Origin of the sequence: Tannerella forsythia, from assembly GCF_003860135.1 — a bacterium.
GTDB classification, from domain to species: domain Bacteria; phylum Bacteroidota; class Bacteroidia; order Bacteroidales; family Tannerellaceae; genus Tannerella; species Tannerella forsythia_A.
Genome location: NZ_RQYN01000007.1, coordinates 65,739 through 79,576 on the forward strand (window position 1 = coordinate 65,739; position 13,838 = coordinate 79,576).

The 13,838-nt window shown below is 46.5% G+C and carries 7 protein-coding genes; all 7 read left to right on the plus strand.

Annotation, left to right across the window (positions count from 1 at the left end):
• The first annotated feature begins 542 nt into the window (after nucleotides 1-542).
• The 7 genes from EII41_RS03480 to EII41_RS03510 all read left to right on the plus strand — a co-directional run bounded on the left by EII41_RS03480 (nucleotide 543) and on the right by EII41_RS03510 (nucleotide 13,658).
• On the plus strand, nucleotides 543-3,224 hold the full coding sequence (locus EII41_RS03480; RefSeq protein ID WP_260425463.1) for a substrate-binding domain-containing protein: 2,682 nt from the start codon (nucleotides 543-545) through the stop codon (nucleotides 3,222-3,224).
• A gap of 265 nt (nucleotides 3,225-3,489) precedes the next feature.
• Entirely contained in the window at nucleotides 3,490-6,648 is a 3,159-nt protein-coding gene (locus EII41_RS03485) for a SusC/RagA family TonB-linked outer membrane protein (protein ID WP_260425464.1), read from the plus strand.
• A gap of 40 nt (nucleotides 6,649-6,688) precedes the next feature.
• Nucleotides 6,689-8,413 (plus strand): RagB/SusD family nutrient uptake outer membrane protein, encoded by a 1,725-nt coding sequence (locus EII41_RS03490; protein WP_260425465.1) that lies wholly within the window; start codon nucleotides 6,689-6,691, stop codon nucleotides 8,411-8,413.
• A gap of 27 nt (nucleotides 8,414-8,440) precedes the next feature.
• Complete coding sequence (locus EII41_RS03495; RefSeq protein WP_124789440.1) at nucleotides 8,441-10,024, plus strand: glycoside hydrolase family 32 protein; 1,584 nt, start codon at nucleotides 8,441-8,443, stop codon at nucleotides 10,022-10,024.
• A gap of 43 nt (nucleotides 10,025-10,067) precedes the next feature.
• Nucleotides 10,068-10,934, plus strand: coding sequence for a carbohydrate kinase family protein (locus EII41_RS03500; RefSeq protein WP_124789441.1), 867 nt, complete (start codon nucleotides 10,068-10,070; stop codon nucleotides 10,932-10,934).
• Between the two features lie 17 nt (nucleotides 10,935-10,951).
• Entirely contained in the window at nucleotides 10,952-12,118 is a 1,167-nt protein-coding gene (locus tag EII41_RS03505; RefSeq protein ID WP_124789442.1) for an MFS transporter, read from the plus strand.
• A gap of 220 nt (nucleotides 12,119-12,338) precedes the next feature.
• Nucleotides 12,339-13,658: a Gfo/Idh/MocA family oxidoreductase gene (locus EII41_RS03510; RefSeq protein WP_124789443.1), complete on the plus strand. Its 1,320-nt coding sequence runs from the start codon at nucleotides 12,339-12,341 to the stop codon at nucleotides 13,656-13,658.
• The last annotated feature ends 180 nt before the right edge of the window (nucleotides 13,659-13,838 follow it).

Consider the following 13,838-nt stretch of genomic DNA (forward strand, 5'->3'; position numbering starts at 1 on the left):
GCCAAATCGGTATCCAATAAATTCCGGTACTTTCCATACATACCTCACTCACGTAATGAGCCTGCATTAAAGATGAAAGCCGCTTTATTCCACGGGTTGTCACGCCAATTTTTTCTTCTCTTTTTTGCCTTGTTCGTCCAAAATGCACATAAAGATGCTATCTTTGTGGATGTCGAGACCGTTGACTTTCTCATAAAAGATAAATTTTAAAAAAGTGAAACAATTGTGCCTTTGAGCATCTTAATTATCGATAAAACAGTTGGGGAATTGATTTTTATCCGAAGGCATATAAAAAAATGGCATTTTCGTATATTTGTCGAAAAATACATCATCATTCATCATGATATACAAACAAACTTTATTGAGATCAAATAGTGAATTGCCAATAACTTTTGTGGATCATGTTTTGACGATTTCGATGGCATGTAAAAAAAGAAGAAACAAATAGTGTAAAAACAAATGCTTCAAACCGTTACCGGAATATGTATAACCGAAATAACATATTCTTAATTTTCATCATAGGGGTAAGCATACTTGCCATTATGACTGGATGCAAGGCATCGAAAGAGAAGAAATACGTCATCGGACTGTCACAGTGCATGCTCAATGATGCTTGGCGACAAGCCATGATTAAAGAAACGTTGATCGAGGCTTCTAATTACGACAATATCGAAATCCTGATTCGGGACGCGCAGAGCGACAACGAAACACAAATACGTCAAATCAGAGAATTGATTGCACAAAAAGTCGATGTATTGATCATCTCTCCTTTTCAATCTCAGCCCATCACCCCTGTAGCTGAAGAAGCATATCGTGCAGGCATTCCGACAATTATTACGGATCGCAAAGTAAACACCGACCTCTATACCACTTTTGTAGGAGCCGATAACTACGCAATCGGATACGAAGCCGGAAGATATGCGGCGAAGCATTTAACATCGCAGGCCGTTGTGCTCGAAATATGGGGGATGACGACATCCTCCCCGGCACAAGACCGGCATCAAGGCTTTGTCGATGCACTCAGATATGAAAAACGTTCCGACATACATTTTAAACAAGTCGAAGGAGATTGGCTATATGACACGGCAAAGAACCAGTTAGATACATTCGTATGGCCTTTCGAAGTCGATTTTGTCTATTCTCATAACGATATGATGGCCATTGCCGCCCGCGAATATTTCGTTGCCAAAGACTCTTTGTGGGGACGACAGTTACCCATCATCGGGGTCGATGCTGTTGCCGGTGCCGGATTGGAAGCTGTAGCTGACGGACGCATCGATGCTTCTTTCTTATATCCCACAGGGGGAGAACAAGTGATACGCACCGCCATAAGTATCTTGCGCGGCGAAACCGTCGATCAATACATCCCTTTGCAAACAGGAGAGATAGACAAGGCTACCGCACGCACCTTACTCATTCAGGCCGCCCGACTACAGAACTATCAGGAACGGATCGAACGGCAACGAAGCAACATCGAGTCTCTGCTCAGCCGCTTTCGTTTTCTGGAATATTCGCTTTTGATAATTACTTCATTAATGATTGGGCTTGTACTGCTCTCTATCTATACGTTTTCGATTAATCGAAAGTTAAAAAAGAAAAATGATGAACTGAGGGAAATCAATCAGAAAGAAGAAGAACAACGCAAGAAATTAATCTCGTTGAATGCCGAAATCAAAGAAGTTACTGCACAGAAGCTGCAATTCTTCACAAACATATCGCATGAAATACGTACTCCTCTTACATTAATATTAGACCCTTTGAATCACTTGATGAACCGGATGTACGACTCTCCTCATTTACCCACGATCCGTCTGATGCAAAAAAACGCGACACGATTATCCCGCGTCATCAATCAGATGCTGGAGTTCCGCAAAGTAGAGAACGAACCGAGCACTCTCAACATCGGCCTAACGGACATCGTTGCACTGGCACATGAAGTGAAAGTATACTTCGACCATGCGGCTTCGGCACGTCATATCACATATACGTTCGTAACCGGATTAAGCGCACAACCTGTTTGGATCGATCCGGACAAAATAGAAAAAGTGCTCGTGAACCTTCTGTCCAATGCTTTTAAATTCACCCCGGAGGAAGGCCATATCACCTTATCGATTCACGACGACGAGAATCATATATATCTTAGGGTCACAAATGACGGCGTAGGAATACCCGTAGAAAAACGACCTTATCTGTTCGACCGTTTTTACACCGAAGGAAGTTCGGGGGGGACAGGTATAGGACTCTATTTAGTCAAAAAATACGTCGAGATGCATAACGGAACCGTTGCGGTAGAGAGCCTTCCCCTCAAGCAAACGACATTCACTGTAAGCCTGCATAAAGACAGGGCGCAGATTGCCGGATACAAGGTAGCGGAACAACCCGTTATCCCTCCTTCGTACCATGCCGAACAATTAGACGATACAGAAGAGAAAACATTATTGTCAAGTCATTATCCTTATACGATTCTGATTGTTGAAGACGATGACGAAGTTCGTCATTATCTGGAAGACGAATTGTCGAAAAACTTCCGTACACGCACAGCTCATCATGGCCGGGAGGCATTGGGAATACTTCGGAATCCGTCGAGCGAAATCTCGTTAATATTGAGCGATGTGATGATGCCCGAAATGAATGGGTTCGAATTATGCCGTGCCATCAAAACCGACTTGTCGATCGGACACCTGCCTGTTATCTTGCTGACAGCTCTGACACACGATCGACAACGTCTTTACGGCATATCGGGAGGTGCTGACGATTATATTCAGAAGCCTTTTCAAACGGACTTTATCAAACTAAAAGTCATCCGCCTGCTGGGCGAACGCAAACGATTGCACGATCAATTGCTGCAAAAACTTCAAGAGGGAAAACTCTTGCTGGTTGAGCCTGATAAAACGGAACATGCCGAAAACGTCTTTCTGCGTCGATTCATGGCCCAAATCGAGAAAATCTACGCAGATCCGGAATATAATGTCGAGAAGCTAAGCGATACGCTCGGACTCTCACGCGGGCATCTGTACCGGAAAGTCAAAGAATTGACCGGAGTCACTCCCGTAGAATTCCTGCGTAGCTATCGTCTTAACCAAGCCTGCCTGATGCTGAAGAAAGGAACGTATACCATCAGTGAAATTGCATATCGGACAGGATTTTCTTCGCCGGCTTACTTCACCCGGTGTTTCAAGGCGACCTATGATGTCACACCCAGCGAATATACCGGAGCCGGATAAACCATCGCCACGAGCAATTGGGAACAATGTAATTTTCTGTAAGGAGAACGTTTGCCGCAGTTTTCGACAACGATTTTCCGGCAAGTAAAAGTTGCCTCTGAGAGTACACACCATCATTTTTGTATGATTCCTGTCACATTGGTCACATTGGCCATACCATGTTTCATTTGTGCAAGCATCCGGTTGTTTTGTGGTATACGGTCGTCTTCAAGCATGCTACTTTTGCAGCATAACGCATGTTCTAATCCATTATAACAAGTATTCTATGAAAAAGACATTATGCCAAGGAGTTTTGCAAATGATACTCCTCTTATTCATGCTGCCGGTTTGTGCTCAACACGTAACGATTCGCGGCAGCATCGTATCGGGAACGGATAACGAGCCACTTATCGGTGCTTCCGTTGTCGAGAAAGGAACAACCAACGGCACCGTTACGGATGTCGATGGACAGTTTACGTTATCCGTATCGCAAGACGCCGTGATTCAGGTGAGTTACATCGGATATACGACACAGGAAATCCCTACGGAAAAAACGACGACCTTCCACATCGTACTTCGGGAAGATGTGCAAACGCTGTCAGACGTGGTTGTAACCGGTTACTCGTCTCAGCGAAAAGCAGACTTGACGGGTGCCGTATCGGTCGTCAAAATGAGTGAGATCGACGATGTCAATAGTAGTAACGCTATTCAGTCGCTACAAGGACGCGTACCGGGACTTCATATCACAAATACCGGGCAGCCCAACGGTGACGTAAATGTAAAAATACGTGGCGTATCGACATTAGGTAACAGCAAACCTCTCTACATTATCGACGGGATACCGAGTACCCGTTCTATGAACGAGCTGGCTACATCGGACATCGAATCCATTCAAGTCCTGAAAGATGCTTCGGCAGCCACCATCTACGGTTCGCGCGCGGCCAACGGTGTTATCATCATCACAACGAAAAAAGGCAAAGCCGGCGGCACGCACGTCGATTTCCGCACTTCGCTCACGGCGCAACAATGGCAGCGGTCCATCGATCTGCTGAATACCGACGAATATGGCCTCGTGCTCTTTCGCGCAGGGATAAACGACGGATCCGTACTGAACACCACAACACTCAGCAACGGACAACCGAATGCGGGGATGAACCGATTTACATATATGTACGATGTAACCTGGAACAATGGTACCCCTTCGCTCAACCGGATCATTCGACCTGAATATCTGGACGTCGCCGGCGTACCCGTCATGCGTGCATCCGATACGGACTGGGTAAAAGAAATCAGCCGGACGGGGCTTATCCAAAACTATCACATCAATCTGACTACCGGAAACGACAAAGGACGGGCCTTGTTCTCTGTCGATTATTACGGAAGCAACGGTACGGTAAAAGGTACGTACTTTAATCGTATTACTGCACGTATAAACAGCGACTACCAACTCTTCAACGGGCGTGTGACGATTGGTGAGAACCTGTCGATCGCCAAGACACGAAGCTCGATTCTAAGCGGAGGAGGTCTTCAGGAGAATGCCAAAAACATACAATCCATCGTTCCGGTCCGTGACGTAAAAGGGGGATGGGGCGGACCGGCCAGCAACATGAGCGACCGCCAAAATCCCGTGCGTATCATTGAGGATAACAAACAGAATCACGAAGACATCGTGCGTCTGTTCGGCGACGTCAATCTCAGTGTGGATATTATGAAAGGTCTCACGTTCCGTTCCAAGTTCGGCATTGATTATACCGGTTTTTGGACACGTAACATGCAAAAAACATATCAGTCCGGTTTCATGTCCGATCATACGGCACGGTTGAATCAGTCGGCCAACTACGGAGGCAACTGGATACTGAGTAATACGTTACAGTATAAATTCAATCCGGGAAAAAACAATGTTGATTTTTTGATCGGACAAGAGATGATGAAATACAGTTTCTCGGACATCTTTGCCGGCCGTGACGGTTTTCTACTGGAAACACCGGATTACATGCACCTATCGGTAGGAGAAAGAAATCTCCGTAACGGCGGTAGCGGTACTTCTTACGCCCTGTCTTCGTTCTTCGGCAAAATAAACTACGATTTCGATAATCGCTATCTTGCTTCGGTAACCGTACGACGCGACGGATCGTCCCGCTTCGGTGCCAATCATCGTTGGGGTACCTTTCCGGCATTCTCGCTCGGATGGCGCATCAGTCAAGAAGCATTCTTTGAAAAAAGTACCGAAACCGTATCCGACCTGAAACTGAGATACGGATGGGGACAAACCGGCAATCAGGAGATCGACAACTATGCGTCCTACGGATTGTATCAGGCACGGTATTATACCGATCCCACATGGGCGCGCGATCAAGGTACAGCTTACGATATTGCCGGTGCCGGGCAAGGCAGTCTTCCCTCCGGTTTTATACGCACCCAAAGAGCCAATCCGGATCTGAAATGGGAAACGACAACACAACATAATGCCGGTATCGATTTCGGGTTGTTCAATCAACAACTTTCCGGGTCGTTCGATTATTTTTTCAAACGAAGCAGCGATATCCTCGTTAGTCCGCCGTATATCGCCACCATCGGATTCGGTGGTAACCGATGGATCAACGGTGCCAGCATGGAAAATAGCGGATTCGAATTCATGCTTACCTATCGTCGTGAAATAGGAGAAGTCGCATTGCACGTCACAGGAAATATCGCAAGTTACCGCAATAAAATAACCGAACTGCCGGAAGACGTGATCAACTCTTATCCGGGCAATGGAAACGATCAGACCATCCTCGGGCGACCGTGGCGTTCCCTGTTCGGCTATGTGACCGACGGACTGTTTCGCAATGCCGACGAAGTGAATACTCATGCCAACCAACCGGGAAAAGGTATCGGACGCATACGTTACCGAGACGTCAATCATGACGGAACCATCAATGATGAGGATCGCACATGGTTAGGCGTAGAAGATCCTGATTTCCTTTACGGACTCAATGTAAATGCCACATGGAAACATTTCGACTTCTCCATGTTCTGGCACGGACAAGTAGGTTCACATGCCAATGTGCATACGATCAAATCATTCAGCGATTTCTTCGGATTCTTCGGAGGACAGAACTACGGGCGTAGACTTCTCGATGCTTGGAGCGCGGATAATGACGATTCTTCCATCCCTGCCGTATCGGCTAACAACGTGAACGACGAAGGACGTTTCTCCTCCTACTTTGTCGAAAACACCTCGTTCCTCAAATTAGCGAACCTTGAGCTTGGTTATCGCCTGCCCGAACGGTTTTTACAAAGCGCACACATGCAAGGAGCCCGTATCTACCTATCCGGGCAGAACTTACTTACACTAAGCAAAACTTGGGGTGACAATGCCTTTACCGGCGTCGACCCGGAAACACCGAACTTCGCCTATCCGGTACCACGCGCCCTTACTTTAGGTATCCAAGTATCTTTTTAATGAAATCAATCGTAAATATCTAAACCATCTTATATTCATCATGATTATGAAAACAAAACAGTTCATTCTGATTACAGTCACGTCACTGTTTACGATGGCTTGTGACTCCTTTCTGGAAGTCCCACCGCAAGGCGTAGCCGACACCGAAGCCTTAAACATAGCGGAGAACATCGAAAAAATGGTCATCAGTGTCTATTCTTCGCTGGGAAACGACAATTATCAAGATGGCATGAATGCTTACTGGCCCTACGGCGATCTGCGAGCAGGCGATGCCTACAAAGGTGGAGCAGGCACAGGAGACATGCACAACTTCCATCTCTTCGAAACGTTCGTCTACCTCCGCGACGATAATGAATATCTGGATCGGAAATGGTATTCCGAATACATTGCCATCGCGCGTGCCAACGATGCTTTACTGCGTATCGGCAATATTTCGGAAGAGGCATATCCCAAGAAAAAAATACGAGAGGCCGAAGTACGCTTCTTACGTGCTCATTTCTATTTCGAATTGAAAATACTCTTCAAGCAAATTCCTTGGATCAATGAAAAGGACCTGACGGACGATTATATCAAAATCTCGAATGTAGCCTATACCGATGCACAGCTCTGGGAACTGATTATTGCCGAGTTCCGGTATGCTTTCAATAACTTACCGAATAAAAACGAAGAAGTCGGACGGGCAAACAAAGGAATGGCACAGGCCTACCTGGCCAAAGCCTTACTATATGCCGCCTATGAGCAGGATGAGAAACATCATGTAATCGGAGTGAATAAAGAGAAGCTGCAAGAAGTCGTCTCGTTATGCCGAGAACTGTCTGGAAAATACAAACTTTCGCCGGACTTTGCCGACAATTTCCTTTGCGAAACGGAAAACGGGCCGGAGTCGGTCTTTGCCGTACAACATTCGCTGAGTGACGGTACCCTGCGTGGCAGACTCGATTGGGGCGCCATGTTAAACTATCCGATGAACCCCGAATATGGCTGTTGCGGTTTTCACTGTCCTTCGCAAAATATGGTGAATGCATTCCGTACGGACGATAAGGGGCTACCACTGTTCGATACCTTTAACGATCTTGATCTCAAAGACGCCGGCGACTTATTGAAACATCCCATCGACCCGCGCCTGAATCATACGGTGGCTATTCCGGGAGCACCTTATAAGTATAAACCCGACTTTATCTTCGAGACAAGCTGGACACGCGATCCGAATACGTACGGCAGTTTCATGTCGATGAAAGAAGTCGTATTACCTGACTGCCCGTGCTTCGCGTTTGCCAGTCCGTTTATGTCCAGCTCGAAAAATCGTGACATCATCCGTTATGCCGACGTGATGCTATGGGAAGCGGAAGCATTGATCGAGCTGGGACGTCAGGACGAAGCGCTCCCCCTCATCAACACCGTGCGTGAACGTGCAGGTAAAAGCACCCAGAAACTAATCGATAAATCAGGAAATCCTACCGGTCTATTCTCGATTTCAACCTATCAGCCCGGAACAAACTGTCCGGCATGGACACAAGATTTCGCACGTCGAGCTTTGCGTTGGGAGCGCCGTCTGGAATTGTCGCAAGAAGGTGTACGTTTCTTCGATCTCGTACGATGGGGCATTGCCGCAGAAACAGTCAATGCTTATTTTGCTACCGAAAAAAAACGACGCACTTATATGAATGAGGCTAAATTTACTGAAAACAAAGACGAATATTTTCCCATTCCGAAAAATCAGATTAACTTCAGCAAAAAATTATACAAACAAAACTATGGTTGGTAAAGATACCACCTCTAAAATCATACGGATATGAAACATTTACATACGATATTAACTGCGATCATAATATGTACGGCTTGTACAGGTACGAAAAATAATCGGGCGGAAACGGTCATCGACCAAGATACGTTATCTTTTCGGGAGAAATATCGCCCGCAGATACATTTTTCGCCGAAAGAACATTGGATGAATGATCCGAATGGATTAGTCTATTATCAAGGAGAATATCATTTTTTCTATCAGTATTATCCGGAAGCATCGGTCTGGGGGCCGATGCACTGGGGACATGCGGTAAGCAAAGATCTGATACATTGGGAACACCTTCCCATCGCCCTTTATCCGGATAGTCTGGGATATATTTTTTCCGGTAGCGCCGTTGTCGACTGGAACAATACGTCCGGTTTCGGCAGCAAAGAAAACCCTCCTCTGATCGCATTCTTCACCTATCACAATCCGGATATCGAACAGGCCAAAGAAATAGAAGTAGAGTCACAGGCCATAGCATACAGCACGGACAAAGGACGTACGTGGACGAAATACGAGCACAATCCGGTTATTCCCAACCCGCAGATCCGCGATTTTCGTGATCCGAAAGTATTCTGGCATGAAGAAACGAATCAGTGGATCGCCTCACTGGCATGTGGGGATGAAATCCGTTTTTATGCATCGCCCGACTGCAAACAATGGACCTACCTGAGTAATTTTGGGAATGGACGCGGTTGTCATGAGGGGGTATGGGAATGTCCGGACTTGTTCCCGCTGAAAGTCAAAGACAGCGATGAAACACGATGGGTATTGATCGTTAACATTAATCCGGGAGGCCCTTCCGGAGGATCGGCTACCCAGTATTTTGTCGGCGACTTCGACGGTAAGAGATTTGTCAGCGACCAACAACAAACATTATGGATGGACTATGGCCGAGACAATTATGCCGGAGTAACATGGTCTAACGCGCCGGACAACCGCCGTATCCTTATCGGCTGGATGAATAATTGGCAATATGCGGGATCGAAACCGTGTATCACATGGAGCGGTGCTGCCACATTTCCTCGAGAGCTGGGGCTTGTCAAAGACGGTCCACTCTATCTGCTCACTTCCGAACCGGTCAAAGAAATCGAAAAACTTTACGGCCGCTCTGTCTCACGCGAAAATCTGACGGTAAAAGAAACGGTAGCCCTATCGGATATGTTCGACTTTGCCACCTGTCCGATTGAAATGAAAATCACATTTGACCAGAAAAACAACACACAAATGGGATTTGCTTCGCGTTACGGGATACGTTTGAAAAACAAACAAGGGGAATATATCGCCGTCGGATATGACAATATGAAGAAAGCGTTTTATGTCGACCGTACAAAGGCCGTGGGAGAGGTCTTCTCCGATAAATTCGCCTCGATCCATTTTGCGCCGTATATCGTCCATACGCCAACTATCGAATGGCGTCTGCTGATTGATGTGGCTTCTGTCGAGTTTTTTACAGCCGGAGGACGCATTGTGACAACCGATGTCTTTTATCCGTCCGATCCGTTTGACCTCATCGAAGTATTTTCCGAAAACGGAAACATCGAGATCGTTAATCTCCATGTCAATGAGTTACATTCTATCTGGAGATAGCGAAGCATGATCATCTATGTAAAACATTTCAATAATCAAAACGATGAAAAAAAATAAACCAGTCGTTGCCGGTATCGGCGAGTTGTTATGGGACGTATTTCCCACAAGAAAACGGGCGGGAGGCGCCCCCATCAACTTTGTATATCACGCCACACAGATGGGAGCTGAAGGATATGCTATCAGTGCCGTAGGAAACGATGTTTTCGGCACCGAAATATTGCAGAAACTAGAAGAAAACGGTATCGAACACTGCATCGCCAGAGTACCGTATCCGACGGGTAGCGTGATGGTGGAATTGAATAACGGTGTCCCGAACTATACGATTATCGAGGATGTAGCATGGGATCATATTCCGCTTACGGACGAGGCGATCCATATCGTCAAAGGGGCCGATGCCGTCTGCTTCGGGACATTGGCACAACGCTCGCCGCATTCGCGCACCACACTAATGGCGCTCCTCTCGTTCGTTCGGGAAGAAGCGATACGCTTCTTCGATATCAACCTGCGCCAGCATTACTATTCACCCGAATTGATCGAAACTTTGCTTAAACAGACAGACATGTTTAAAATAAATGATGAGGAGCTTGGAGTGTTACAGCCCATGTTCGGATTGAAACACGACACCGACGCCTCTTGCCGGGAGCTGTTACAGCGATACGGACTACGCTGCGTTATCTTGACTGCCGGTGCGGAATACAGTACGATTTACACGAAAGATGAGCAGTCAACCATCACAACACCGAAAGTACGTGTCGTCGATACGGTCGGTGCAGGCGATTCGTTTTCCGGAGCATTCGTCTATGCTGTATTGACAGGCAAAACACTGGCTGAGGCTCACCGGACAGCTGTTGACACGGCCGCTTTCGTCTGTATGCGGGAAGGAGCATGGCCGCCCTATGATAGAAAATAACTCAAAAAGAAATCGCTATGAAACGACAACATAATTTATATAAAGTTATCCCGTTGATGCTTTGTTTCTTTGCAATGGGATTCGTTGATCTGGTCGGTATCGCATCGAACTATGTAAAAGAAGACCTGAACCTGACCGATGCCAAAGCCAATATTTTTCCTTCACTCGTATTCTTCTGGTTTCTGCTCTTCTCCGTTCCTACAGGAATGCTGATGAACAAGATAGGACGGAAAAAGACGGTTCTTCTGAGTCTGCTCGTCACTTTCGTATCACTGCTCATTCCCGGTTTCGGAAATTCATTTGTCGTGATGCTTATCTCGTTCTCGTTACTGGGTATCGGTAATGCCTTAATGCAAACATCACTGAACCCACTGCTGTCAAACATTATCACGGGAGAGAAACAACTGACCAGCAGCCTGACATTCGGACAATTTATCAAAGCTATCGCGTCATTTATGGCCCCGTATATCGCCTCGTGGGGAGCTATGCAAGCTATTCCTGAGTTTGGATTAGGCTGGCGCGTACTGTTTCCTGTTTATATGGTCATTGCGGTCATTGCCATTTTATGGTTAAGCGCCACACCGATTGAAGAGGAAGAAACCGGGAGTCGGGCATCCGGATTTGTCGAATGTTTGTCTTTGCTCGGCAAACCGATGATTCTGCTTCTTTTCCTCGGTATCATATGCCATGTAGGCATTGATGTAGGAACCAATACAACGGCGCCGAAGATTTTGATGGAGCGTCTTGGCATGCCCCTTAATACAGCTTCATTCGCCACGAGTTTATATTTTATCTTTCGTACAGCAGGATGTTTGTTGGGAAGTTTCGTGCTACGTAGCGTTTCGGGAAAAACATTTTTCGGTGTCAGTATCACTCTCATGTTGATTGGTATGACAGGGCTTCTGATGTTTGATACGCAACCGTTGCTGTACGCCAGTATCGCATTGATAGGTTTGGGAAATTCAAACCCTTTCCCCATCATTTTCGCACAAGCTCTGAATTATTTGCCTCAAAAGAAAAACGAAGTTTCCGGCTTAATGATTATGGGACTCTTTGGGGGTACGATTTTCCCTTTGCTGATGGGCGTTGCTTCCGATGCCTTTCATTCACAGCAAGGAGCAATCGCCGTGTTGATGGTCGGCGTGATTTATCTGTTATACCTCTTTACGAGATTGAAGAAATAACCGCAAATTCCGTAAACGGATCATTCACATCGCTCTCTATAACTCTTTGAAAAGTCTTTTATGGAATGTAATAGAGAAAAGCATTCCATCTCTAAAAGATAGCCCGCAAAAAACAGCATAGCGGGCTATCGAATTTTTCTTTTTATAAGCTGCGCAGTTGAAATTATTCACTAACTTCGCAAAGTTTTAAAAAAGTTATATCAAACAACATCTAAACATCATGAGTAATCGATTTACAAGAAGACAATTTTTGAAAACGGCAGCTCTCGGAGCTGCGGGAATCGCTGTTTTTCCTCAGTTTATCACATCGTGTCGGGACAAAAAAACAGCTACCGATGACGGATCTATCCGGATCGGATTCATCGGATTGGGTCAACAAGCCATGTATCTGTTGAACGGATATATGAGCATTCCCGACGTGCGGGTAGTTGCCGGTGCCGATGTATACGGGGTGAAAAGAGAGCGTTTCCTGAAGAGAGTGAAAGAACATTACGCCAATCAGCAGGAAGAAGTGGCGGTGGAAGCATTCGAAAATTACAAAGATTTGCTGGCACGCGAGGACATTGACGCGGTCGTCATCGCCTCGCCCGATCACTGGCATGCTTTTATGGCCATCGATGCCTGCAAGGCCAAAAAACATATCTATCTGGAGAAACCGCTCACCTTTACGATTCATGAAGGAAAAATGTTGGTAAAAGCCGTCCGCGAAAACGGGGTGATTCTGGGTGTGGGCAGTCAGCAACGTTCCGATCCTAATTTCCAACATGCCGTGAAGATGGTTCAGGAGGGTAAAATCGGTAAAATAGAACGGGTGAATGCCTATGTAGGCGCTCCTCCCAAACCGTACGATTTGCCCGAACAGCCTGTTCCGGCCGACCTGAACTGGCCGTTGTGGCTGGGTCCGTCGGAATACGTACACTACAACGCCGAGCTTAACCCGCCCATCTCGCTCGATCCCGAGCAGAACGAACAGTTCTGGGGAGGTTGGCGCTGGTACAGCGAACTGGGCGGAGGATTTACCACCGACTGGGGCGCTCACATGTTCGACATTGCCCAATGGGGATTGGGTATGGACAAGAGCGGACCCGTTGAAATTATTCCGGCCGGATACGAAGACACGAAATTCCTGACCTACAAATACGCCAACGGTGTAATCATGACGGAAGAGCCTTTCAACGAGAAACAGACGAAAGGAGTGAAATTCTGGGGCGACAAGGGTTGGATTGAAGTGTCGAGAGAACATTTCCTGGCGTCGGACGACAGTCTGTTGCCACCTAAAACGGAAGAGAGCGAAGGAGCTTACGAAACAAAGATTCCGCACCTTACCAATTTCATCGAAGCCGTAAAAACGAAAACCGATCCGGTGGTTCCGGTAGAGATCGGCCATCGCTCATGCACCGTGTGCACCCTCGGAAATATCGCCTACGAAATGAAACGTCCGATTCAATGGGATCCGGAAACCGAAAAGTTTGTAAACGATCCGGAAGCCGAAGCCAACCGGCTGTTCAACAAAACGTATTCGGAAGGTTATACGCTTTAACGCACATAGCGAGGTCATCTCGAATAGGCGTTACCAGCTGAGAAAAGAGCAAGGCCGGATAATTTCAAGAGGGTGTGTCAAAACGCAATGTTTGGGCACACCCTCTTTAGTTGCTCCTTAAAATATATTCATTAAACTGTTTGTCAATAAAATAAATGGAATAATTATTGGATATTCTTG